The 23,863-nt window shown below is 64.3% G+C and carries 24 protein-coding genes and 1 pseudogene; 9 read left to right on the plus strand and 16 right to left on the minus strand.

The genetic code is table 11. The annotated features are described in order from the left end of the window. Window positions 1-43: 43 nt before the first annotated feature. From NX02_RS29975 to copC, 4 genes and pseudogenes are all read right to left on the minus strand, one after another. Window positions 44-526 (minus strand): annotated as a pseudogene (locus NX02_RS29975) (NAD(P)(+) transhydrogenase (Re/Si-specific) subunit beta); the annotation flags it as partial. A gap of 98 nt (window positions 527-624) precedes the next feature. After that, the gene (locus tag NX02_RS29980; RefSeq protein WP_047100378.1) at window positions 625-3,312 is read right to left on the minus strand and encodes a vitamin K epoxide reductase family protein; all 2,688 of its coding nucleotides are present in this window, start codon (window positions 3,310-3,312) and stop codon (window positions 625-627) included. A 64-nt stretch (window positions 3,313-3,376) separates the two neighbouring features. Next, complete coding sequence (gene copD / locus NX02_RS29985) at window positions 3,377-4,303, minus strand: copper homeostasis membrane protein CopD (protein WP_037475979.1); 927 nt, start codon at window positions 4,301-4,303, stop codon at window positions 3,377-3,379. A gap of 4 nt (window positions 4,304-4,307) precedes the next feature. Then, window positions 4,308-4,676 carry a copper homeostasis periplasmic binding protein CopC gene (gene copC / locus NX02_RS29990; protein ID WP_037475981.1) on the minus strand — a complete coding sequence of 123 codons (369 nt, stop codon included), beginning with the start codon at window positions 4,674-4,676 and terminating at the stop codon, window positions 4,308-4,310. Between the two features lie 221 nt (window positions 4,677-4,897). Here copC and NX02_RS29995 point away from each other — a divergent pair, with 221 nt between their 5' ends. Both NX02_RS29995 and NX02_RS30000 read left to right on the plus strand, forming a co-directional pair. Next, window positions 4,898-5,881 carry an NAD(P)/FAD-dependent oxidoreductase gene (locus NX02_RS29995; RefSeq protein ID WP_338112977.1) on the plus strand — a complete coding sequence of 328 codons (984 nt, stop codon included), beginning with the start codon at window positions 4,898-4,900 and terminating at the stop codon, window positions 5,879-5,881. Window positions 5,882-6,173: 292 nt separating this feature from the next. Then, window positions 6,174-6,569, plus strand: coding sequence for a four-helix bundle copper-binding protein (locus NX02_RS30000; protein WP_202392498.1), 396 nt, complete (start codon window positions 6,174-6,176; stop codon window positions 6,567-6,569). An 87-nt stretch (window positions 6,570-6,656) separates the two neighbouring features. Here NX02_RS30000 and NX02_RS30005 read toward each other — a convergent pair whose 3' ends face one another. The 9 genes from NX02_RS30005 to NX02_RS30045 form a co-directional block, all read right to left on the minus strand. Then, on the minus strand, window positions 6,657-7,193 hold the full coding sequence (locus tag NX02_RS30005) for a DUF2231 domain-containing protein (protein WP_084718461.1): 537 nt from the start codon (window positions 7,191-7,193) through the stop codon (window positions 6,657-6,659). 347 nt (window positions 7,194-7,540) lie between these two features. Next, on the minus strand, window positions 7,541-7,990 hold the full coding sequence (locus tag NX02_RS30010) for a DUF411 domain-containing protein (RefSeq protein ID WP_047100380.1): 450 nt from the start codon (window positions 7,988-7,990) through the stop codon (window positions 7,541-7,543). Between the two features lie 57 nt (window positions 7,991-8,047). Further along, window positions 8,048-8,431 (minus strand): DUF305 domain-containing protein, encoded by a 384-nt coding sequence (locus NX02_RS30015; protein ID WP_037472990.1) that lies wholly within the window; start codon window positions 8,429-8,431, stop codon window positions 8,048-8,050. Window positions 8,432-8,479: 48 nt separating this feature from the next. Then, the gene (locus NX02_RS30020) at window positions 8,480-9,757 is read right to left on the minus strand and encodes a copper resistance protein B (RefSeq protein WP_047100381.1); all 1,278 of its coding nucleotides are present in this window, start codon (window positions 9,755-9,757) and stop codon (window positions 8,480-8,482) included. Further along, window positions 9,747-11,753 carry a copper resistance system multicopper oxidase gene (locus tag NX02_RS30025; protein WP_047100382.1) on the minus strand — a complete coding sequence of 669 codons (2,007 nt, stop codon included), beginning with the start codon at window positions 11,751-11,753 and terminating at the stop codon, window positions 9,747-9,749. The genes NX02_RS30020 and NX02_RS30025 overlap by 11 nt, the downstream gene beginning before the upstream one ends. Before the next feature lie 88 nt (window positions 11,754-11,841). Continuing rightward, window positions 11,842-12,414: an RNA polymerase sigma factor gene (locus NX02_RS30030; RefSeq protein WP_047100383.1), complete on the minus strand. Its 573-nt coding sequence runs from the start codon at window positions 12,412-12,414 to the stop codon at window positions 11,842-11,844. Then, window positions 12,411-12,821 carry a periplasmic heavy metal sensor gene (locus tag NX02_RS30035; RefSeq protein WP_047100384.1) on the minus strand — a complete coding sequence of 137 codons (411 nt, stop codon included), beginning with the start codon at window positions 12,819-12,821 and terminating at the stop codon, window positions 12,411-12,413. Before NX02_RS30035 ends, NX02_RS30030 begins: the two co-directional genes overlap by 4 nt. A gap of 20 nt (window positions 12,822-12,841) precedes the next feature. Beyond that, window positions 12,842-13,360 (minus strand): hypothetical protein, encoded by a 519-nt coding sequence (locus NX02_RS33840; protein ID WP_245648922.1) that lies wholly within the window; start codon window positions 13,358-13,360, stop codon window positions 12,842-12,844. A 362-nt stretch (window positions 13,361-13,722) separates the two neighbouring features. After that, window positions 13,723-15,873: a TonB-dependent receptor gene (locus NX02_RS30045; protein WP_245648923.1), complete on the minus strand. Its 2,151-nt coding sequence runs from the start codon at window positions 15,871-15,873 to the stop codon at window positions 13,723-13,725. A 238-nt stretch (window positions 15,874-16,111) separates the two neighbouring features. On the opposite strand from NX02_RS30045, the gene NX02_RS30050 reads away from it, so the two are divergent. Further along, a complete protein-coding gene (locus NX02_RS30050) occupies window positions 16,112-16,687 on the plus strand; it encodes a recombinase family protein (RefSeq protein ID WP_047100386.1) in 576 nt (191 codons plus the stop codon). Between the two features lie 75 nt (window positions 16,688-16,762). Here the strand turns inward: NX02_RS30050 and NX02_RS30055 are convergent, their stop codons facing one another. The 3 genes from NX02_RS30055 to NX02_RS30065 all read right to left on the minus strand — a co-directional run bounded on the left by NX02_RS30055 (window position 16,763) and on the right by NX02_RS30065 (window position 17,951). Next, window positions 16,763-17,215, minus strand: coding sequence for a hypothetical protein (locus tag NX02_RS30055; RefSeq protein ID WP_047100387.1), 453 nt, complete (start codon window positions 17,213-17,215; stop codon window positions 16,763-16,765). 95 nt (window positions 17,216-17,310) lie between these two features. Then, the gene (locus NX02_RS30060) at window positions 17,311-17,625 is read right to left on the minus strand and encodes a helix-turn-helix domain-containing transcriptional regulator (protein WP_047100388.1); all 315 of its coding nucleotides are present in this window, start codon (window positions 17,623-17,625) and stop codon (window positions 17,311-17,313) included. Further along, complete coding sequence (locus NX02_RS30065; RefSeq protein ID WP_047100389.1) at window positions 17,625-17,951, minus strand: type II toxin-antitoxin system RelE/ParE family toxin; 327 nt, start codon at window positions 17,949-17,951, stop codon at window positions 17,625-17,627. The genes NX02_RS30060 and NX02_RS30065 overlap by 1 nt, the downstream gene beginning before the upstream one ends. A gap of 205 nt (window positions 17,952-18,156) precedes the next feature. Here NX02_RS30065 and NX02_RS30070 point away from each other — a divergent pair, with 205 nt between their 5' ends. The 6 genes from NX02_RS30070 to istB all read left to right on the plus strand — a co-directional run bounded on the left by NX02_RS30070 (window position 18,157) and on the right by istB (window position 23,744). Further along, window positions 18,157-19,179, plus strand: a complete 1,023-nt coding sequence (locus NX02_RS30070) for an IS110 family RNA-guided transposase (RefSeq protein ID WP_047100483.1) — start codon at window positions 18,157-18,159, stop codon at window positions 19,177-19,179. Between the two features lie 514 nt (window positions 19,180-19,693). Further along, entirely contained in the window at window positions 19,694-20,281 is a 588-nt protein-coding gene (locus tag NX02_RS30075) for a transcription elongation protein SprT (RefSeq protein WP_047100390.1), read from the plus strand. 65 nt (window positions 20,282-20,346) lie between these two features. Then, on the plus strand, window positions 20,347-20,982 hold the full coding sequence (locus NX02_RS30080; RefSeq protein ID WP_047100391.1) for a ParA family protein: 636 nt from the start codon (window positions 20,347-20,349) through the stop codon (window positions 20,980-20,982). Then, on the plus strand, window positions 20,982-21,263 hold the full coding sequence (locus tag NX02_RS30085) for a ribbon-helix-helix domain-containing protein (protein ID WP_047100392.1): 282 nt from the start codon (window positions 20,982-20,984) through the stop codon (window positions 21,261-21,263). The genes NX02_RS30080 and NX02_RS30085 overlap by 1 nt, the downstream gene beginning before the upstream one ends. Window positions 21,264-21,408: 145 nt before the next feature. Further along, window positions 21,409-22,896 carry an IS21 family transposase gene (gene istA / locus NX02_RS30090; RefSeq protein WP_039996352.1) on the plus strand — a complete coding sequence of 496 codons (1,488 nt, stop codon included), beginning with the start codon at window positions 21,409-21,411 and terminating at the stop codon, window positions 22,894-22,896. Further along, the gene (gene istB, locus NX02_RS30095; protein WP_425424012.1) at window positions 22,893-23,744 is read left to right on the plus strand and encodes an IS21-like element helper ATPase IstB; all 852 of its coding nucleotides are present in this window, start codon (window positions 22,893-22,895) and stop codon (window positions 23,742-23,744) included. Before istA ends, istB begins: the two co-directional genes overlap by 4 nt. Window positions 23,745-23,863 lie beyond the last annotated feature (119 nt).

The following is a 23,863-nucleotide window of genomic DNA, read 5'->3' on the forward strand; positions in this document are numbered from 1 at the left end:
CATTCTCCTGTGGTGAATCAGATTTCGGGGGTAAGGGGTACGGTCACGCGCCGAGATCCTTCACGGCCTGCACCATCTGCGTCAGCACCGCCTGGGCATCCCCATAGACCATGCTGCAATTCTCGTTGAAGAAGAGCAGGTTCTCGACGCCGGAATAACCTTTGCCCTGACCGCGCTTGACGACATAGACCTGGTGGACCTGGTCGGCATCGAGGATGGGCATGCCGTAGATCGGCGAGGATTTGTCGGTGCGTGCCGCCGGGTTGACGACATCGTTGGCCCCGATGACCAGCGCGACATCGGTGTTGGCAAACTCGGCGTTGATATCTTCCATATCGAAGATGATGTCATAGGGCACGCCGGCTTCGGCGAGCAGCACGTTCATGTGACCGGGCATGCGCCCCGCAACCGGATGGATCGCGAACTTCACGCCGACGCCTGCGGCCTGGAGCAGCTTCACGCGAACTCGTTCATCTCGGCATACTCGGCCGCTCTTGACCCGGCCATCGGCAACCGCACCGCCATAATCGACGGCCATATAACCGCCTGAATGACCGCCCGGATAGAACTCGGTACCTGGACTGCGCCATGCTGTGCCCCTCCTCTCTGGAGGCGAGTAAGGCCTCAAATTACGTATTTGTCCCAGCTCGCATAATGTTCGGGGCTGCGCTTGCCGCGCGGCAGGCTGAGCCCGATGAGCGCGATTCCCACGACCACCGACACGATCGCCCCAAGGGGGCCGGCCCCTGTCAGCAGGAACGGGGCAGCGACGAGCCATGCCCCGAACGCGACATTGATGAAGCGGAGAGCGCGGGCCACCTCTGCGGTGGCAATGATCGCGACTGTGATCACGAGGGCGCCGACGACATGGTCGCTGTTCGCCATCTCGCCTTCGTTCCCCAGAATCACCCGCGTCAGCATCAGGAAGGCGCCGAGCACGATACTGGCCGCCAGCGTCCACGGCAGCGTCAGCCCGCGCTTCGCATCCGCCCAGAAGGTAGAAGGCGAGGCCATCACGTCGGATGCGTCCTCGGCCCCCGCCTCGACCGCGTCGCCCTGGAAGAAGGTGCGGATCAGCGGCTTGCCGCGGCGCTTCGCCCAGGCGAGGAACTGGCCCATGGCAATGACCTCGTCCAATGCGAACGGGATCATGATCAGCATGGCGAGCGCGGCGATCAGCGCCAGCGTGCTCCACGTGCCGATGACGATCGGCTGGCTGATGATGAAATAGATGCTGACGACGCCGAGCGGAATGACGAGAATGCCGAAGAAGGTCACCATCCACGGCATGGTCCGCCAGCGGTCGCGGGTGCCCATCACCGCCATAAGAATTTCGAGCACGTAGCTGACTGTACCAAGACCGCCGTCGGGGATCGGCCAAGCCTTCGACATGTCGGATGTAATGATCTCCTCGGTCCCATTGCGCGGGTCGGCCAGCGATCCAGCAAAGAACGGCTCCCACACAGTATCGATGTGGCCTAACTGGTAGGCCGTCAGGATACGCGAGGTCAGAAGCCCAATCAGCGCCATGGCGACGATCGGCAGCCGCTGCGCGTCCGTCGATGGCGAATAGGTCCAGCCAGGCGGGATGTTCTTGGGGTCCATCATGCCCGCCATGCTCATGCCCGGCATCATTGGCACGAGCACCGACAGGGCGATCACGGCCGAGCCGATGAGCAGGTTGTTGTTGTACTGCGCGGCGCTCGGGCTCCAGAAGATCAGCGGCGCGAAGAACAGCCAGATGCCGATGAACGCGACAGCCCACTGCGCCCATGTCTTGGTGCGCGGGGCGAGCGACAGCGCGCCGAACAGCGCGATGGCGAGCCCGCTGACGACATCGCTGATAGCCAGTGCGCTGGCCCGCCATTCGATCGAAGGCAGCCCGCGATCGACGGTTACGAAACGCGCGGCTTCGCCGACGCTCTGCGTGGTCATGGAATCATAGATGAGCGGGCTGGAGGCGAGCCACAGACCGAGACCGATGTTGGCGTAAAGCGCCCAGCGTGCGCGGCGCTCATCGCGGTCCATCAAGGCCATGTGATCGCCGTGCCCGCCGTGGTCCGACATGGCCGCGACCGCGGCGCCGGACCCGTGCCCCATCGCCGCGTGGTCCATTTTGCTGTGATCCATCCCGCCGTGATCTATGCCGCCCGTTCCGGCGGCCGCTGCGGGCTGGTGGTGGCCAGACCCCGCAAGCTCGGCCTCTGGCTCTTCATCCCACGCGACCAGGTTCTCGTTGAGCTTGTTGTTCCGGTACCAGGCCCGCGGATGCCGCTTGAGCGCAGCGACGATCGCCGGGAGCGTGTCGCGAAGGCTGTGCTTCGGTTCCCACCCGAGCAGCGACCGTGCGCGCGAGATGTCGAGGATATAGTGGTCGTTGCTGCTGTCGATCATCCAGGGCTGGATAAAGTCGTCGCTGCCGAGCGCTTCGTTCTGCAGGATGATCCCGGCCTTCGCGAGCGGCTGCGGGATGCGGATCGTCTTCCAGCCCTCGCCGTGGAGCGCCTCCCCGACGATGTCCTGGATCTCGGCATAGCCGGGCGGGTCGGATTCGCCGACGAGCAGCGGCAGTTCTGACGGCAAGTCGTGCCGCCGATCGACGAGGCGCACCACGGCGTCGGCCAAGTCCTCGCGGTGCACCGATGACTGTGCCGCGCACAGCATGCCGGGATAGAAATGCGAGATCAGGCGGTGCTCGTAGATCTGCGATATCTGCTGCGCGAGAAACGCCGAGCGCCCGTCGTCGTCGTAAACTCCTGCGGCGCGGAGGAAGACGACGGGGATGTTCCCGTGGCGCTCATGCAGCAATGCCTCGGTGTCGACCTTGGACTGCGGATACGCCCAGGACGCACCGATTGGCGACTCCTCGCTGATGCGCTCCTCCGGAGTGGCGGTCGGCTTATGGACCAGCATCGTGCTGGCGAAGACGAATTGCTCGACCTCGAACGATTGCAGCCCGTCAATCAGCCGGCGGGTGCCCTGGACTGTCACCTTGTCATAGAGCGGGTTAGGCTTGCCGGTTATGTCGTAATAAGCGGCTAGGTGGATAACCGACGCGATGCGGGCGCCGTATCGTGCGCGCACCTCCTCGAGCGCGGCGCGGACCGCCTCGTCGGACCCGAGATCGATGGCGACCGCGGCCGCAGGAGGCGGCGGGTCCGGAGGACCGGCACGATCGAGTCCGACGACCGTGTAGCGTTCGCCGAGCCGGGCAATGAGCGCGGCGGCTATGAAACCGCTCGCACCCGTGATGAGGACGATCTCAGGAGCACCCTTGCCGCTCCCGGGCTCGCTGCGTTCGACGTCGGTCATGACTCTGCCACCCTCGTTCGTTCACCTTTGAATACATCAACAGACCCAGCAGAGCTAACCTCACCTACATGCCCGATGCGGGCGGTGCGAGGGTGCCGAGCCATGCTACGAGCGCCAAGATACCAATCACGCAGGTTGTCTCGACCGCCAGGCTGACCCGCAGCGTCATAAGCGCTCCGTCATGATCGTTCATGGCAATCGAGCGTTCGAAGGCCGGCGTGAGGCGGAACCGATTAAGCGACGCGAGTCCCAGCATCGCTGCGAACAAGACCAGCTTGGCGAGCAGCAGCAAGCCGTAGAGCGTCGTGCCCAAGGCCGTGAAATTGGCTGGGCCCACGAGCAGCCAGCTGTTGATCAAGCCGGTGATCACTAAAATGGCAACCACGAGCGTGCCCACCGCCCCGAAGCCGTGCAGCGCCCGATGGGTAAGCTGAAGGTGCGCGGCATCGATCGCCTCGGCGCGGCGCATCATCAGGAGAAGCAATCCGAACAGTGCGCCAACCCATATACCGCCTGCGAGGAGATGGAGAATGTCCGCGCCCAGGTGAAGCCATCCGGTGCTTCCCTCGTCCATGGCACCGTGCCCGTTCCACGCGAGTGTCGCCAACGCCGTAGCGGCGGCAATCATGGCCATCGCCAGCCATGATGCTCTGCCTCGCGCCAGTAGGACCGCGCCCCCGGCAATGACCAGCGCTACCATGCGCACCTTCCAGGCGGAGCCAACCGGTGGCCCTCCGAGCAAGGCAGCCACCGCGGCCTCGTCGACCGGCCAGAATGGAGATCCGGCCATCGACGAGGCCATGAGGATCAGGCCAGCGGCTGAGAGCAGCAACCCGAGCACAGCACTTCCCGAAAGCCAAGGCCGCAGAGCGATTGCATCCTCGCGCTCGCCGAGCCGAAGGCCATAGAGGCTGAACGCCGACAGGCCGAACAGCACCGCCAGGACGAGGTATAACGCCAAGCGGATGGCGACGGTCGGCCAGTCAATCATCCGCTCACTTCACCGTGAAGGTGTAGCTGCCAGTGATTTTGTGCGTGTCGCCGGAAACGACCTGCCAGTCGACGTTGTAACGCCCACGCGGGAGACGCTGCTTCGGGATGATCGTGAGCGTACGCCCGTCGGAGCCGACCGCGGCGCTGCTCGGCATCTTCATGGCCGCCATGCCAGGCATCGCGGCCATGATCAGTTCGGCCTTGGAGAAAGCAGGCACGAGTTTCTCGCTGAACTGGAGGCTGATCTTCTCCGGGGTCGCAACCGCCGCGTTGGCGGCGGGGCTGGCGGATACCAGCTTCGGGTGCGCGTTTGCGACGCCGCCTGCGAAGAACAAGGCGGCGGCGGCAGTCGTGATGAACAAGCGACGCATCTGGGCAATCTCCATTTCCATTGGGTTCACTTGTATTACGCAGCCGGACGTTTCACCCCTCACGATCTTTTTCGTGCCGCCGCGCCTCTCGATGAGGGGTTAGCGGGGGAGGCGCGTATTCAGAAGGGAGTACAGAGCGCTTTTCACTGCGCCTTCCCGTCCGGACGAGCTGTCGCCGCGGGCCTGACGGGCGCTTGCGCGGGGTAATGATGAGGTTGCGGTTGACCAATCAAGGCTGGACTGGCGATCCCGAGGAGGTCATCGACTGTCTGATTGTGGGCGGCGGTCCCGCAGGCCTCACGACCGCGATCTATCTGTCCCGGTTTCTCAGGAGCTGCGTCGTCTTCGACACGGCGGCAGGGCGCGCCGCCTCCATCCCGCGCTCGCACAACCTTCCAGGATTTCCCGGCGGCATTTCCGGCGTCACGTTTCTTGCGCGCCTGCAAGCTCAGCTGCACGAATATGGCGGTACGATCCAGAGCGGTGAGATCGACGCGATTGTCGCATCAGGCGACCATTTCTCGGCAAGCTGCGGACTGAACGTCATGTACGCGCGGACCGTGGTCCTCGCGACCGGGGTCGTCAATCGACGTCCAGAGATGCCCGATGCGATGCATGACATCGGCGTCGCGCGTGGTCTTATTCGCTACTGCCCGATTTGCGATGGTTATGAGGCTCGGCGGATGAACGTGGCGGTGCTCGGCTGCGACGGCCATGGCGCTGAAGAAGCCGAATTTCTGCGCGCTTATGGCGCCAAGGTCACGCTTCTCGCCGAACGGTCGCTCGACCTCGCTCCAATGGAATTTGCCAAGCTGAACCAGCAGGGCATCGATGTCGCGCCTTCGCCTGTCGAGCAGCTGCGTCTGGGCGAGTGTGTCGAGGTGCGGTTGGCCAACGGCCTGGGGCTACAATTCGACACGCTTTACCCTGCGCTCGGCTCGTCGCCTCGAACGCGGCTTGCCACTTCGCTGGGCGCGAAGCTCAGCGAATCAGGTTGCGTGCTGACCAACGCCCACCAACAATCCTCTGTTGCTGGCCTTTACGCGGTTGGCGACGTTGTGGAAGGGCTCGATCAGATCAGCGTCGCGACCGGACAAGCAGCGATCGCTGCGACCGCAATCCATAACCTGTTGCGCGACAGCGACAGCGGATTGGCATCCGCCATGGCCGGGCTGTGTCCCGCTCGGGGCGTACTGCCGACCTAGCGCGAGCTATTGGCAGTGCAACGAGTAAAGCCGCCACCCAGCGCTGATTCGTACCCACACGACGATCGGCGACACGGCCCTTCTCCGTTCAAATTCCCGCACTACGATCCCGGGCTCGCTCACGCAGGCGGCATGGGCGTCGAGACGGTGCGCTACCACCAGCGCCAGAGGTTACTCGACACGCCAAAGCGGCCGCACGGTCCAACGCAAAGGCCGGAACATTCAGGTTTGTAACCTCTTGCTTCGACAGGTGGTGAGACCACTGCCTGAACAGGAGAGAACGATGCACCACATGAAAGAGATGATCGCGACGCATCCGGACGTGAAAGGAAGCACGAACGATGCACTGATCCGCTGTCTCGAGGAGTGCTACTCATGTGCTCAAACCTGCACGTCGTGCGCTGATGCCTGTCTGGCGGAAGAGATGGTCGCGCAGCTTCGCCAGTGCATTCGTCTGAACCTCGACTGCGCCGACATCTGCTTGGCGGCAGGCTCGCTCGGCACCCGCCGCACCGGCAGCAACGAGCAGGCGCTGGTCGCGGCTCTTCAAGCCTGCGCCATCGCCTGCGGGCTGTGTGCGGAGGAGTGCGAGAAGCATGCGAGCATGCACGAGCATTGCCGCATCTGCGCTGAACACTGTCGCCGCTGCGAACAGGCTTGCAACGAAGCGGTTCAGTCGATCCGCTGATCAGCCGAGGACGCGTCCTTGGCGGAGACGCGTCCTCGACGGTCCCTGTTCAGGAAACGACCGCTTCACGCACACAGCCGGACTGGGTCAGAACGCCAAGTGGTTTATTCCGCCATGCATGAAGGTTCCGCCAAGGAACCCCTGGATGGAGATCGCCAGCGTCATCAGGCCAAGCAACACCCAGTACAACGTCCGCGACCGCTCGGGACCCTTACGGTGGCGCGCTGCCATCCAAGCCAGCGCAACGCCGAAGACCGCGATCAACGTTCCGAGCCAGCGATGCGTCATCAGGATCGGGTTGCGGTCGGTCAGGTAGAACCCGCCTGCGAACCAGCCCAGGAACGCCGCCGCGATTGCTCCCAGCGCTCCGACGACCAACATTATATGTGCGACATGCTGATAGTCCCGGTTGCGGCGCCACAACCCGAACAGCTCCACCCCGAACGCACCGATGAACAGTGCGATGGGAAAATGAATGACCATGGTGTGCAGCCGACCCAGCCAACTCACAAGACGTTCGCCGAAACTCTTGTTCTTGTTAGCGGTCTCCTCGTGCATGCCGCCCATGTCCATGTCATCGCCGGCGATGTCGCGGCCGGCCATGTTCATGTCCACGGTCGACATAGAGCCCATCCCCATGTGACCGTCGCCAGCGTCTGCTCCATCCTTTTTCTGAGTCTCGCCTGCGCTGTTAGCGGCCGGCCCGGGACCGGCCCCGAGCGCATCGTGATCTTCATGAGCCGATGCCGACGTGCTTACTGACATTGCAACCGCAAGGAGCAAAGCGAAGGCCCCGCCTCGTTTACCGCCCATCACCCGACCCCTTGATCCGTGTTCATCGATTCCCGTTTTCCTCACCCGTCCGAATCCTTTTGTGAACTCTTCGCCTGCTCTTTCAGACGAACTGGACCGTGGAGCTACGCCGGCTGCGGCGGCCGGGTCCTGCGCCGCTAGCCTGAAAAAACCGCCGATCAGCTGCCGTGGCGCGCGAACAGGCGGCGCCCGCCGGGACCGAAGGCGACCACGTCATAGGCCTGCGTCTTGACGCCCGGCACTTCCATTCCCGGCGAGCCGAGCGGCATACCGCCGACCGCGAGGCCTCGCACACCCTTGGGCCGGGTCGCGAGAGCCCGCTTCATATCGGCAATCGGCACGTGGCCCTCGAAAGCCATGCCATCGGCGATTGCTGTGTGGCAGGACGAGACGTCCGCAGGGACCCCCGCGCGCTTCTGCAGCGCCGGGCGATTGGAATCATCGACGACGCGCACCTGGCGCCCGAGCTGCCGCTGCACCTGCGCTGCCCACTTGGCGCAACAGCCGCAGCCGGGATCGCGGTGCATAACGATCGGGGTGGCCGCGCTGACGGCAACCGGAACCAACAAGGCTGCGGCAGTAAGCGCGGATCGTAAAGCTGTCTTCATGGAAAAACTCCTTGGTCATTCCTCCCGCCCCTCGTGGGGCGGGAGGAACGAAGATTATCACTGAGGTCGCTTGCTCATCGACCGGAGCATCGCCTGGAGTTCACCGATGCTCTTGTTTTGCTCGGCAATAGACTTCTGAGCCATTTGCCGGGTCTTCGCATCGGGCGCCTCGCGGAGAACGATCTGCGACATGGCAATCGCACCGCGGTGATGCTCGATCATCTTGCGGGCCCACGTCTCATTTGCATTGGCGCCTTTGGCCCTCATCATCTTCTCGTGCATCGCCATCTCGGCGGGCATGAAGGGCGTGTTCATGCCAGGCATGTTGTCGTGGTTCATGCCCTGCATTTTCGAGTGGTCCATGCCTTGCATCTGCTGCTGAGCCAAAGCCGGGCTCGCTGCCATCGCCGCCAGAGCCAGAGCTGTAAGTGTCTTAAACATTGCCTGCTCCTTCTTGGACTTAGTCAACGCAACAAAGCCCAATCGGCCTCAAAACCATGTGCGAATGCCCAGAACAAGGCTGGTCGATGACGCATCCTCGCCGTCCTCGCGTGCAAAACGAGCAGAGCGGCCCACTCTGCGCTCGTATGAAACACCGATATAAGGGGCAAACTCGCGCTTCACCTCGTAGCGCAGCCGCAAGCCAAGCTCGAGGTCCGACAAGCCCGAGCCGATCCGGTCTTCCGGAACGTCTTGCGCCGCAAATTCCGCTTCGAGACGAGGCTGGAGGATCAGGCGCTGGGTGATACGCTGATCGTAATACCCTTCAACGCGGCCGAGCACGTCACCCTTGCTAGACAAGAACAGTGCGCCCTCCACATCGAAAAAGCCTGGGGCCAGGCTCTCGAACCCAACCGTAGCGTAGACACGGGAGGGGTTGGGCTTGAAGTCGTAACGAATCCCGGCCTGGAAGTCGGTGAAGGGTCCGATCGCCCGTGCATAGAGCGCCTGCAGCTCCGCCCTTTCCAGGCTTCTCCCAAAGTTCCCTTCGCCTTCGGTTTTAAGAACCAGGCGATTGATGTCGCCACCGTACCAGGCACCGCCATCCCATCGATAGGCGTCGCGACCGTCGCGGACCTGGTATTCGGCCAGATTAAATATGACCTGCGAGAAATTCTGGCCGCCGTGCATCGACTGCAGATGCTGCTGCGAATGCGCCATGGCGGGGGCAGAGTAGACTTGGTCTGCGGCCCGATCCATCGGGATGGGCGGCGGCGGAGCGTTGCCGGCCGGCAGGTTGGTCCCGACCATTGTCGTGCCGGTCGCCGAAGGAGGCATGCTTCCCATGTCGTGACCTGCCATGCCTTGCATAGCGCCCGAACCATGGTCCATGCCCTGCATGGCACCTGGCTGGCCGGGGGCGGCACCGCCGGAGGTATCTGGCATCGCCGACATGTCGTGCCCGGCACCAGGATTGGGGTTGGCTCCAGGCGTAGTCATGCCCGGCATGGCCGTCATGTCATGACCGGCGTGAGGATCGGCAACGACCGCTCCAGGGGCCGGCGGCTTGGCGGACCGACTTGCGGCGGGCTTGGCCCCCGATCCCGCCTTCGCGCGCGGTGTCGACTTGGCGGCGGGCTTCACGGACTTCTTGCGCGCGGCGGGCTTGGTCGCTGCTGGCTTCTTAGCGGCAGGCTTTTTCACCGCTGGCGTCTTTGGCGGCGGCATCTTCATGCCGGGCATATTGGAATGGTCCATCTGCGCGGCCGCCGGGGTTGCCAGGCCGAGCGCTGCGCCGCTCGCGATCAGGAGGAGCTTAAGCTGCATCGCGATTCTCCTCGCCCATCGGGCGAACGGTCACGACACGCATCATCCCTGCGGTCATGTGATAGAGATTGTGGCAGTGGAACGCCCAGTCGCCGACCGCATCGGTCGTCACGTCGAACGTCATCTTGCCGCCAGGCGCTACATTCACCGTGTGCTTGCGAGGCGCCAAGTCGCCATGCCCGGTCACCAGTTCAAAGAAGTGCCCGTGCAAGTGGATTGGGTGCGGCATCATCGTGTCATTGATCAGGGTGACGCGCGCGCGTTCGTCCTTGCGGAACGGGATGGGGTCGGCGGGGTCGCTGAGCTTCTGGCCGTCAAAGCCCCACATATAGCGCTCCATATTGCCCGTCAGGTGGATCTCCAACTGGCGCGCCGGGGCACGAGCGTCCGGGTTGCGATCCAGCGCGACAAGGTCGCGATAGGTGAGCACGCGATGATCGACGTCCTCCAGCCCCTGCGGCGGCTCGGCCGTGCGGTCCTTCGGCATCGGCGAGATGGTCTGCACCCCCGGCCCCATCTTGACGCCGGGCGCGTTCTTCGGGTTGCGCATGTTCATGTCCATGCCCCCGGAGCCGTGGTCCATCCCCGCGGTGCCGCCGCTGCCCGTCTGGCTTGGGGTTATGCCCGACGCGCTGACACCCATTTGGCTGTGGTCCATTCCCGCCATCGCGCCGGAGTTCATTTGGCCATGATCCATGCCGGCCATGCCGGCCATCCCGGACGCAACCGCGACCGCCCCGTGGTCAGTCGGTCCCTTCCAGCCGGTTAGCTTCCACAGGTTACGCGATGCGTTCTGCTGGACCGTGGGGTCGAGGCCGCGCTTCGCCACCGGGTTCTCGTCGGACATCCCCGACATTCCCTCCATCCCCTTCATGCCTCCCATATCCATGCCCATGTCGGTCATGGTCAGGAGCGTGCGCGGGCGAAGCGGCGGGACTGGGGCGATCATGCCCTCGCGCGGTGCCAGGGTGGCGCGCCCCATGCCGGAACGGTCGATCGCTTCGGACACGAAGCTGTAGGCGCGGTCGCCGGGCGTCACGATCACGTCGAACGTCTCCGCGACCCCGATCTGGAACTCGTCCACTTCGACGGGCCGGACGTTCTGGCCGTCGGCCTGCACCACTGTCATTGGCAGGTCAGGGATGCGGACGTTGAAGTTGGTCTGCGCCGCGGCGTTGACGATGCGTAGCCGGACGCGCTCCCCCGGCCGGAAGAGACCCGTCCAATTGTCGTAAGGCCCAAAGCCATTGACCAGGAAGGTGTAGGTCGAACCCGTGACGTCCGCGATGTCCGCCGGGTCCATCCGCATCTGCCCCCACTTCAGGCGATCCTTGAGGGGCATTTCCCGTCCGGCGAGCAGTCCACTCAGCGTCGGGCGCTGATAGTTGAAATAGGCACCGCCCATCTGCTTGAGCTTGCGGAAGATCTCCTCACCGGTCATCTGGCTGTGATCGGAGAGCACGATCACATGCTCGCGGTCGAATGCGATCGGGTCGGGTCCCGCGGGATCGATGACGATGGGGCCGTAGAGCCCGCCCTGCTCCTGCTCGCCCGAGTGGCTGTGGTACCAGTAGGTGCCTGACTGCACGACTGGAAATTCGTACACGAAAGTCGAACGTGCCTTGATGCCGGGGAAACTGATGCCCGGCACGCCGTCCATTTGGAACGGCAGAATGAGGCCGTGCCAGTGGATCGAGCTATCCTCGTCAAGATTGTTGGTCACCGCGAGCCGGACCTTCTGGCCCTCCTTGAGGCGGACGAGTGGCGCCGGGACCGTGCCGTTCACCCCGATCGCGGGCGTTGTAATTCCGTCCATGACCAGCTTCATCCGGTCGATCGTCAGCGCGATTTCCGTGCCTGATACGGTCGGCAGCGGCTTGGCGATGCCGCGCGACACAGGTTGCGCCCAGGCTGGCAGATAGGCCGACATGGCCAGCGTGCCGCCGAGCATGGCGGTTCCGCGCATCACGTCGCGCCGGTTCAGATTGCGGCTCATGCTGTTCCTTCACTCCAATTCAATGCTTGCAGCCGGGGGACGCCGCCGCTGACATTACCCCTTATTACGCATGAACCAGCCCGCCCCCTCATGCGCAATTAAGAATATTCGACAATTTTATTCGCGCGCGCCGGAGCCGCGTCTCCACGGCCTTGCCGCTGATCCCCAGCGCGGCGGCAGTTTCCCCTTGGGACAAGCCTTCCACGGTCCGCAGCAAGAGCGTCTCCTTAAGCGTGGCCGGCAGCTGGGACACCGCGCGCGAAAGCCGGACTAGTTCTGCGCGATCGAAGGTTACCGCGTCGGCGCCTGGCGCCTCGTCCCACTCACTTTCCATCGTCTCGGGCGGCAGCGAAGAGGCGAACGATAATATCTGGCGTATGCGACGCCGCCGATGCCAGTCGCGGCTCTTGTTGATCGCCACGCGGGCCAGCCACGCAGCGAGCGGCCGATCTCCGTCATATCTTGGCAGGTTCTGAAAGGCGGACGCGAAGCATTCCTGAGTGAGGTCAAGCGCCTCTTCAGCGTCACCGATATGTGCACGGATCAGGCGGTAGACCGGCTCCTGGTGCCGGCGCATGATCTCGGCGAAGGCGGCCTGACGTCCAGCGAGCGTCAAGGCGGCGAGTTCGCCGTCCGTGCAGGCCGAAAGTTCAAGACTCACCGCGCGTCTGCGGTCAGCGCCTTCACCACCGCGCGGTCGAACGTCCTCGCCTGGTCGGGCCGCAGGATCTGCCGCATCGCGAACATATGGTTCAACGTCTCCTTCTGGAGCTCGCCCATCGCGCCGTGCGAACGATCGACGGCCGCCGCGACCTGCGGCCCATTGCCATGCTCGACTTCGATGGCGTCGGCGAGCCGCGCGTTGTCGGCCCTGAGTTCCAGCTCCAAGGCACGCCTTCGAACGGCGAAGCGGGACTCCAGCGTCTCGAGCTTGGTCCGTTGAGCCTCGTCCAACCCGAGCCCGTCGTGGAGCAAGCTGTGAAGCTCCACGCCCGGGCTCGGTGGCGATGGGAACATCTCGCGTCCAGCCCACACGCCTGCGACCGCCGCCACGAACGCGATCAGCATCGTTCGCCGGGCGCCGCTCGTCACTGGAACGCAAGCAAGGTCGAAGGCGCCAACGGCGTGGCAGGCCCGAAGGGTGTTAGCGTCGGCACCTGCGCAGTCGCCGCTGCGGACGACAATCCGCCGCCCATTACTCCCAAGGCGACCGCGCCTACCGCCGCCAGCATGCCGGACCGCAGCGTCACCCCGCCGCCCGCGCGCTGCTCCGCCGCGATCAACCGCATGACATCGCCTTCCAGTTCAGCGAGCCGGGGATGAAGCGGCTGCTCGGCAAGGCGGCGCAACGCGCTGTCTAAATCCATATCCATGTTCATTCCTCCGTCGTGCTCACATCCAATACGCACGGTCGGCGAACACCCCTCGAATCCGACGTGAACGAATGTCACGAAGCGGCCCCTCCCCCCGGGCGCGGCGGCGCACTCTTCCATTGCGTCCAATCGTTCACAGCTCGCACGCAGGCCGGCAATCCACGCGTCCCGCTGTTTCAAAATTCCCTGTTTCACCTTTGTTGGCAGGCAGAGCGCAGCTACGGCGGCAACCATGGTGTTCGCCAGGTCATGGCGAGGCGGCTACTATTATGTTATGTGCGTGGCGGCTGCGGGCAACGGCATGGCCGTGCATATGTCGATATTTGTCGCGACCAGATAGCGCGATTGGCAACAAGCCGTCGATATTGCTCGTGAGCCGGGCAGCGGCACATGACCATTCCGCTGTCCGCAGGAGTTGGGCGACGGCCAGCGGAATGGTCCAAGAACGGGTAGCGGCTCAGTAGATGGACCGACATTATCGGCTTCTGGAGGAAATGGAGGGGCCATGTCTGTGTATGCTCCCACCGAGGAGGCGGTTTAGCGCATGCTGAACCACTGTGGTGAAAGCATCCAGCACCATCGGGAAAAGCCCTTGTCTAAAAGCTCATTCTAATCGTCGCTCGCGCCGTCGTCGGCGCCCCGGGCATGATGTTGTTGTCGTTGTAAGCGGACGAGAAATAGTTGCTGTCGAGAAGGTTCTCGACGTTGATTTGCGCCTCGATGTTGGGGGTGAGCTTGAAGAACGCGGCGGCATCGACGCGGGTGAACGCAGGCAGGACGGCGGTATTGCTGATGGAGGTGAAGCTTTTTGACTGGTGGTAGACGCCGACCCCGGCCCCGAAGCGAGGGGTGAAGTCGTAGCGGGTCCAGAGCGAGGCCTGCTGCTTAGGAACCAGCGGAACCTCGCGCCCGGCAGGAGCCGCACTCGTCGACTTGCGAATCTTCGCGTCCTGCAGCGCATAGCCCGCGCTGACCTGCCATTGGGGTGTGATCGCGCCGCTGAGGCCGATCTCAAGCCCTTTGCTACGCTGCGCGCCCGTAAGCACCGTGCGCGTGGCGTCGTTGGGGTCGGTCGCGCGGGTGTTGGTGCGGTCGAGCCGGTAGACGGCAGCGGTCAGGTTAAGCGTTGGAAGAATATCCCATTTGAGGCCAAGTTCGTAATTGTCGAATTTCTCTGGCTCTAGCGCGGCGCTTGTTATGTCGAGCGATGAAAACTGATCACCGGACTGGGGCAGGAAGGACCGGCTATAGCTGGCGTAGATCGATACGGGTTGCGCCGGCTTCAGCACCACGCCTAGACGGGGAGACCAGAGCGTGTCCGTCCGGCTATAGCTCTGCCCGGCGACCAGGTCGTCGACTCTGAGCTTGAAGCGGTCGCGGCGAACGCCGCCGATAACATCGACATGTTCGCCGATCGAGATTTGGTCCTGCACATAGAAGGCAGTGGCGTCGGTATTTGCCCGGATCGACCGGTAGCCGGTATTGGCAGTGGTGCGCAGCGTGACCGGCGGCACCGTGATCCGGTCGGCTAATCCCACAAAGACGCGCCGGCCCCCGTTCACGATATCGCCGCTTTCGAAAAAGCCATTGATCCGCTGGTTGCGCGTGCGCTGATCGCCGAACTCGAAGCCGGCGAGCAGCACATGGCGAACGGGTCCGGTCGTAACCGTCCAGACGAGATCGTTCTGGTTGAGCAGGTTTTTGCGCGTCGTGGGATCGCTATAGGCTTCAAGGCCGACGCTCTGGACGCCCCCGCGCAGGGTGACCGGGGTTACCGCGAAGGCATTTCGATAGAGCTTGTCATAGTCGCCATACAGGACCCGACTTGTCAGAATCAGGTTGTCGCCGAACCGATGCTCGATGCGCCCGCTCAGAACCTTGGCCTCGAAATCGCTGACGTTGAACCCCGGCACACCGAAGAAGGTGTCGCGGAAGCCGGTGAGGGGGCGGGAGGGGCTCGTCAGAGAGCCTTGCGTAGCTGAGGGGACGCCCCGATCGATCGTGCGCTTGTCATTATTGTATTCGAAGCCCAGGTCTATCCGGGTGGTGGCGCCAAGTGAGAGCGCGACGGTGGGATTGATCGCAAACCGGCGTCCGTCGTAGAAGTCGCGGTTGCTGCTGAACTCCTCGTAAACGGCGTTCAGCCGAGCGGAGGCGGACCCACTGATCGGCTGATTGATGTCGGTATCGACATACCATGCGCCATATGTGTCCGCCGAGCCGCTGCTGCTGATGAAGGCGTTGGCACCCGGGCGCTTGGTGACGCGGTTGACGATCCCGCCCCCACCGCCGCGCCCGAAGATCATCGCGTTGGGGCCTTTCAGAACCTCGATCCGCTCTGCGTTGTAGAGGCCGCGGTAATATTGCACGTCGTCACGCAGGCCATCGACGAAGAAATCCGCGGTGCTGTTGTTACCGCGCAGGATGATCTGATCGCGGTGGCCTTCGCCTTGAGAGATCACCGCGCCGGGTACATAGCGAAGCACGTCGGCGATCGAGCGCATCGCCTGATCGTCAATCTGCGCTTCCGTGATAACGGAGACTGATTGGGGGACGTCGTTGAGCTCCGTCGGCGTGCGGGTGGCGGTGCTGGTCGTATCAGCCTGGTAGCCGTCCCGAACGCCGGTCACGATGATCGTCTGCGAGGGACTTCCCTGCGCCAAGGCAAGCTGATCCTGAGCCTGAGCCGCTGCTGGGACGGCAATCACCCCAAAGCTGAACATAGCTGCAAAACCAGATTTTTTCACCACACCGCCCCTTTGCGAACTATTCTCAACTGAGTAGAGAAGTTGGTAATGCATCGCAATAGACAATCCGGGAGGCATTGCGTCGATTTCGAGTAATCTCCCGCGAACGGTCGTTCGCGCGAGAGCCGCGCCGATCGCGGCCGAGGTCGCTAAAACGGCCCTTCCCGCCTCTTGAAACCGTCCCTTGTTTCTATCTCCGAAATGCGACTAGGTTGTGTCGAGTTCTCGGAGAAAGTCCTTGCTCGTCGGTTACGCCCGCGTGTCCACCCGCGATCAGTCCCCTGCCCTACAGATCGAGGCGCTCCGGCACGCCGGATGCGAGCGAGTGTTCATGGAGAAGGCGTCGGGTGCGCAGCGCGATCGACCGGAGCTGAAAGCCGCGCTTGATTATCTCCGCGCCGGCGACACGTTGGCGGTGTGGAAGCTCGACCGGTTGGCGCGCTCCGTCCGGCAGCTCGTCGAGACGGCCGAAGATCTCGCCAAGCGCGAGATCGGCCTTCGCGTGCTCACCCAGGCGATCGACACCACCAGTTCGGGCGGGCGGCTCGTCTTCCACGTCTTCGCGGCCGTCGCCGAGTTCGAGCGCGAGCTGACCTTGGAGCGCACCCACGCCGGGCTTGCCCAGGCCAAGGCTCTAGGTCGGCGTGGCGGGCGCAAGCCGGCGATGGGACCGGCCGAGATCAAACGCGCCAAGGCGATGCTCACCGATCGGACCATTACGGTCGAGGAGGTCGCGCAGCAGTTCGGTGTGCAGCCATCGACGCTCTATCGGCACATACCGGGCGGGCGCAGCTCGTTGAGCCAGCCAACTTAGCAGGAGGCCGTCGATCGACGGCCGCGTCTTTGTCCCACCCACCCAACCCTGTGGCCGGCCTACGGCCCGGCAGGTTCAGGCGAACAGGTCGCCGATTGCGCGCACCCTAAAGGCATTGAGCCACCGGCGCCGACGATGCTCGGGGGCGTCATGGACCATATGGCAACGCTGGCAGAGCGCGGCCAGGTTACGCGGCCGGTTGTCGCCGGGATCATGGTTCAAGTGTGCGCTGGCAAGGACCACGCGCGTGATGCGCAGATGGGCGGGCGGGTCGATGCCCGCGAGGCCGGGTTGCGCGCGCGCCAGATCGTCTGGCGTAGGCAGGCGGCGAACCCCCCTGCCCTGCCCGTCGCGCCAGCGTGTCGCATCTTCGTCCCACCAGATGCCATCGCCGAGGTGCAGCACATCGCGGCCGTGCGGGCGACGGCAATGCTCGCAACGTCCGTTGGCGCGGCGAAACCGGATGAGGTTAGACAGCTCGCGCCAGTCGATCGGATAGAGCCAACGATGTTCGTGCGCGATCGGCATGACGATTCTATGAGTCAGCCGAGGGTAGAACGAAAGCGGAAACTTCGCTTAGGGTATACGCGTATACAAGGTTTCTGCGGCCATGCGATGCCCGCTCACGCCGCACGCACTTCCAGCGTCACGCCGGATGCGCGTTGCAGCGTGCTGATAACCGAAAACAGGTTGTCGGCGGCCGGATTGCCTGCCGGGCTGAACATCCGCATCAGGCTCTTGGACGGCCGCCCGGTCCGTTCTGCCAGTTCCTCGAATCCGACCGTCGCCTTGATGTAATCGCGCAGGACCGCCTTGCCGGTGGCGATATCGTCAGTGAGGAAGGCATTCACGGCTTCGGTGAGGAGCGCCGAGCGAAACGCCGGGTCCGCCTGGACGCGAGCGCGCACGGTGTCCTTGAAGTTGCGGGTGAGAGCCATCACGATTTTCCTTTCTTCCGCGCCTTGTAGTCCGTCCACAGCGACTTGGCGGTGTCGATGTCGCGTTGCTGACGTTTCTTCGTCCCGCCGATCAGGAGAATGACGAGGGCTTGGCCGTCCATCCCGAAATAGATGCGGTAGCCAGGCCCGAAGTCGATCTTGTATTCCGAGACGCCCTCCCCGACCGGCTTGACGTTGGAGATCGCGCCGCGTTCGACCTTGTTCAGTGCCACCGCCACCTTCGCGGCCGCGACCGCATCCAGTGAGGCGAACCAGAGTCCGAAGAGGCTTCGCCCGTCTTCGTCCTCATACTCCTTCAGCACCATTGGTTTCGTATATGTTACCATGTGGCGGTTCGTCAAGGCATCGAGCACGCCCGTACGGGCCGCGCTCTATCTCCGCTGCGCTCCGATCGAGCCGCCGTGCCGGCGTCTCGCCCCATGCGGGTGACATGGGGTAACAGCGACCGCCCGCCTGACGCATGATCGTCATGGTGGCGCGCCGCCACTCTCAGTGACGGAGGACACCCCTATGACGAGCTATGTCGGTTTCGACGTCTCATTGGCGGAGACGAGCGTGTGCGTGCTGGACGCCGGTGGCGAGGTCCGGTTCGAGGGTAAGGTGAAGAGCCGGCCCGGAGATTTGATCGCTTGTGTCCGCGAGCACGCGGGCGACGCGGAGCGGATCGGGCTGGAGACGGGCCAGACCGCGGCGCTGCTCTTTCGCGCGATGGAGGTAGCCGAGCTGCCCGTAGTCTGCATCGAGACCCGTCATGCGCACAAGCTGCTCTCCGCCAGGTCGAACAAGACCGACCGCAACGACGCGCGCGGCCTGGCCGAGCTCGTCCGCGTCGGCTGGTATCGGGAAGCCTGGGTCCGGGGCGCATCGGCGCACGCGACCCGGAGCCTGCTGCTCGGCCGCCGGATGCTGCTGGCGACCAAGCGCACACTCGAGAACACGCTGAGAGGCGCTGTGAAGCGCTTCGGCTTGATCATCACCAAGACGGCCGGGCGCACGTTTACGCACCGGGCCGCGGCGGCAGTCGATCGCGACCCGGCCTATGCCGCTTTCGCGATGCCGATCCTTGCCGTGCTCCGCACCGTGCTCGATCAGATCAGGTCGTATGACCGCCAGCTTCGCGCTATTGCGCGCGGGAACGAGACCGTCAGCCGGCTGATGACGGTGCCCGGCATTGGCCACCTCACCGCACTCGCGTTCTACTCCACCATCGAGGATCCGGCACGGTTCAAGCGCTCGGAGGACGTCGGCGCATATCTGGGGCTTACACCGCGCGTGCATCAGTCAGGCAAGATGGACAGGACCGGCCGCATAACCAAGACCGGCGACGGCATGACGCGCAGCTACCTGTTCGAGGCGGCCAACGTCATCCTCACCCGCGTGACCAAGCCGACGCCGCTGCGGTCGTGGGGCTTGCGGCTGACCGAGCGCACCGGACCCAAGAAGGCCCAGGTGGCGGTAGCGCGCAAGCTCGCGGTCATGATGCACGCCATCTGGTCCGACGGGACCGAGTTCGAGTGGAGGGCGGCCGCATAACCGCGTTCCTCTTCACGCCCAGACTCCCCTCGGGGAGGCGTCCTTGCCGAGACGCGAGCCGGCGCCGACCTCGGAGCGATCGTAGCGGCATCGACCCGCGCGGCTGTGACATTGAGGCGGCACCAGCCACGGACACCCATCGTGAGGCGGCTCGGCCGACCTCGGAACGAACCTTGTGCCCGGCAGCGACACCGCCAACCCAGAGCGGAAAGCGATCAGGAGAGGCAGAATAGGGCTTGACCAAAGGCGCTGTTAACGAACGATCGCTCGCGCGGGCGGAGCGCGCCCCGCCCAGGAGGACGCCGGCGATGCCGGCGGAGATCCTTTGTCAGAAGGGGAAAGGGAGCGCCGCCCCCTCTCCCCAGCAACGGCAATCAGCCGGGCCGTGGCTCGCTGCGCTGCGCCCGCACCTCCCCGGCAGATTCCCATTGCCCCCCTCTCCCCCGCTGTTCGCCACGAGGCAGGGCCGATGGCCGAGGCCATCGCCCCGAAGGCGATTTGAAAGGAGAAGATCATGGAGCAGGACAATCGCGAGAGCTGGCTGAACCGGGTGGCGGTGGGCATGGCCCCGCTGTTCGAGGCGCTGGACACCCCCCTGCCCGACCGCGTGCGGGTCGCGATCGGCTTCACCAGCGCCGGGCGCAAGGGCAAGGCAATCGGCGAGTGCTGGGATAACCGTCGCAGCGCAGACGGCCATTTTGAAATCTTCATCCGCCCGGACCTCGCGCACGAACTCGTCCACGCCGCAGTCGGCATCGCGGCCGGACACGGGAAGCCGTTTAAACGTATTGCGCTGGGCTTGGGGCTGGTCGAGCCGATGCGCGCGACGACCCCCGGCGATGCGTTCCTTGGCGCAGTCACGCCGATCCTTGCCGCCGCAGGCCCCCTTCCCCACGCCCGGCTCGATACCGGCGGACAGACCACCGCGCCGAAGAAGCAGGCAGCGCGGATGCTCAAATGCGAGTGCGAGGTGTGCGGCTATACGGTGAGGACCACGCGCAAGTGGCTAGAAACGGCGGGCGCGCCGCTATGCCCGATCGAGGGGCATGGACCGATGCACCATGACCCGCTGGAAAGTGACGGCGACGATTCAGAGCCGTGATGCTCCCCTTCTCGCGCAGTGTATATTAGTATACAAGTATAAAGCCGTACCCGTAGGAGTGAAGCATGAAGGTTCTCGCCATCCTGTCGCAGAAAGGCGGCGTCGGCAAAACGACGCTGGCAACGTGCCTTGCCGTAGCGGCCGAGCAGGCAGGCAAGGAAACCGCGATCATCGACCTGGACCCGCAGGCCACGGCCTCGTTCTGGAAAGACGTGCGCCAGCTCGACACGCCCGCCGTCGCGTCGATCCAGCCGGTGCGGCTCGCGGCGATGCTCAAAGCCTGTGCCGACGCCGGCACGGACCTTGTGGTGATCGACGGCGCGGCCGTCGCGCGTGATGTTGCCTATGAGGCGGCGCGGCACGCCGACTTCATTCTCGTGCCGACCAAGACAGCGGTGTTCGACACAATGAGCATGACGCACACGCTGGACGTGGTGCGGCAGCTCGATCGCGCTTTCGCTGTCGTGCTGACATTCGTTCCGCCCCAAGGACAGGAGACGGGCGATGCGATGAAGGCGGTCGAGGAGCTGGGCGCGGCGGTCTGTCCGGTGACGATCGGCAACCGCAAGGCGTTCTTCCGCGCGCAGGCCGCAGGCCAGGCAGTGCAGGAGTTTGAGCCGAACGGCCCGGCCGCAGCGGAAATCAATCGTCTATACGAGTATACAGCTATACGCCTATACGACAAGATGGAGGCGGCGTAATGGCGAAGGGCAACACGCTTCAGGCGATGCTCGACCGTGCCAAAGTCGGCGGTGACACACCGGCAACGCCTGCCCCGATCGTTACGCCACCTGTTGCGAAGCCCGCGCAGGCCGGGCGGCAGGGGACCAAGCTGATCGGCGGACATTTCGCCCCCGAAGTCAGCACGCAGCTCCGCATCCTTGCGGCCGAGGAAGGGACGACGGTGCAGAACCTGTTGGGTGAGGCACTGGACGACCTGTTCGTGAAGAAGGGCAGGGGACGCGTTACACGTGGCGGATAGGAGTATACAAATATACTGCTATACTAGAATCTGCTAAAAGTGTGTAGGGCGGTGACAAACCCGGCCACGGGAGCGCCGGCATAGGTGCCGGTGCGGCGGAGAGAAATCCTGCCAGTGGTAAGCTGCTCGTTTTGGGGCGGCGGGGATGTTTGCCTTGGAGAGTTACGCGGCCGTTCGGCGTTTTGTGTTCGTGGAAGGTCACAGCCGCCGGGAGGCGGCGAAGGCGTTCGGTCTGAGCCGGGACACGGTGGCGAAGATGTGCGCGTTCTCGCTGCCGCCGGGCTACCGGCGCACGAAGCCGCCGGAGAAGCCGAAGCTAGGTCCGCTGTTGCCGGTCATCGACGCTATCCTGCGCGAGGATCGCCTGTCGCCGGCCAAGCAGCAGCACACCGCCAAGCGGATCTTCGAGCGGCTGCGCGACGAGCATGGCTATGGCGGCGGCTACACGGTGGTGAAGGACTATGTCCGGCAGAGCCGCGCACGCAGCCGCGAGACGTTCGTGCCGCTGGCACACCCGCCGGGCCATGCCCAGGTCGACTTCGGCGAGGCGTGGGCAGAGATCGGCGGCATGCGGCAGAAGGTCCATTATTTCTGCATGGACCTGCCGCACTCAGATGCGTGTTTCGTGAAGGCCTATCCGCGCGAGACGACCGAGGCGTTCCTCGACGGTCATGTTTCGGCCTTCGCCTTTTTCGGCGGCGTGCCGCTGTCCATCCTCTACGACAATCTGAAGATCGCGGTGGCGAGGATCTGCGGCGACGGCAAGCGCGAGCGCACGCGGGCCTTCACCGAGCTGGTCAGCCACTATTTGTTTGCCGACCGCTTCGGTCGTCCCGGCAAGGGCAACGACAAGGGGAAGGTCGAAGCGCTGGTGAAGCACGCCCGCGCGATGTTCATGGTGCCCATTCCGGTAGCGCGCAGCTTCGACGAGTTGAACGAGCGCCTGGCGAAGGATTGCCTGGCTCGACAGAACGGGCATGCCGGGCGCCATGCCGACACCATCGCCGAGCGCCTCGTCGCCGACCGGCAGGCCTTCCGGGCCTTGCCGGCGGTGCCGTTGGAGCCGTGCGAGAAGCGGTCGGCGCGCGTATCGTCGACCGCGCTGGTGCGCTATCGGACCAACGACTATTCGGTGCCAACCGTCTATGGCTTCCGCGACGTCCTGGTGAAGGGGTTCGTCGACGAGGTGGTCATCAGCATCGCCGGCGAGGAGATCGCCCGGCATCCGCGCAGCTATGGCGAGGGCGCATTCGTCGCCAACCCGCTGCATTATCTCGCGCTCATCGAGCAGAAGCCCGGCGCGCTCGACCAGGCGGCCGCCTTGCAGGGCTGGGATCTGCCCGAGATCTTCCAGCATCTGCGCCACCTTCTGGAAGCTCGTATGGGCACCAAGGGGAAGCGCGAGTTCATCCAGGTGCTGCGGCTGCTCGAAGCCCTGCCGCTCGCCGTCGTCACCGACGCGGTGACGCAGGCCGTGCAGCTCGGCGCCATCGGCTTCGACGCGGTGAAGCTCATCGCGCTGGCGCGTATCGAACGGCGACCGCCCCGTCTCGATCTGGCCGCCTATCCGCACCTGCCCCGGACGGACGTGAAGACGACACGGGCGGCGGACTATGGGGTGCTGGCGGCATGACCGGCGACAAGATGCCGACCGGCACGACCGGCGGGACACCCCAGGTGCTGCTCGCCCACCACCTCAAGCAGCTCAAGCTGCCGACCGTGCTGCGCGAATATGAGAAGGTCGCGCGCGAATGCGCTCGCGACGGTGTCGACCACCCACGCTACCTGCTGCGCCTCATCGAGCTTGAGCTCATCGACAGGGAGCGGCGCACGGTCGAGCGGCGGATCCGCGCCGCCCGCTTCCCGGCGGTGAAGAGTCTCGACACCTTCGACTTCACAGCCATCCCCAGCCTCAACAAGATGCTGGTGCTCGAGCTCGCTCGCTCGGAGTATATCCTTCGGCGGGAGAACGTCATTGCGCTGGGCAACAGCGGCACGGGCAAGACGCACGTCGCTCTCGCGCTCGGCCTGGCTGCTTGCCAGAAGGGATTCACCGTCGCCTTCGCGACCGCCGCTTCGCTGGTCAACCAGCTGATGGAGGCGCGCGACGAGCGGCGCCTGCTCAAGCTCCAGCGGGAACTGGCGGCCGTGAAGCTGCTCATCGTCGACGAGCTCGGCTATGTGCCGCTGTCGGCGACTGGCGCCGAACTTCTCTTCGAGGTGCTGTCGCAGCGCTACGAGCGCGGCTCGACCATCATCACGTCGAACTTGCCGTTCGAGGACTGGACCCAGGTCCTCGCCTCAGAACGGCTTACCGGCGCGCTGCTCGACCGGCTCACCCACCACGTCTCCATCCTCACCATGAACGGCGACAGCTACCGCCTCAAACAGTCCGCCGGCCGGCGATCAGCCAGAAGGGCGGAGCAAAACCAGGCCACCGTGTCGGCCGACCCGAACACCGGCGAGATCCCGTCGCCATAGCCGGGAGAAAACGGTCGCGACGATATGGAAAGGGCCCCGATCGGGGCCCTTTCCATATCGTCATCACGCCTCGACCGCTGGCCTGCTTTTACTCCGCCCCGCTGGCCGGGTTTTGCTCC

The sequence above is a fragment of the Sphingomonas sanxanigenens DSM 19645 = NX02 genome (genome assembly GCF_000512205.2).
Taxonomy (GTDB): domain Bacteria; phylum Pseudomonadota; class Alphaproteobacteria; order Sphingomonadales; family Sphingomonadaceae; genus Sphingomonas_D; species Sphingomonas_D sanxanigenens.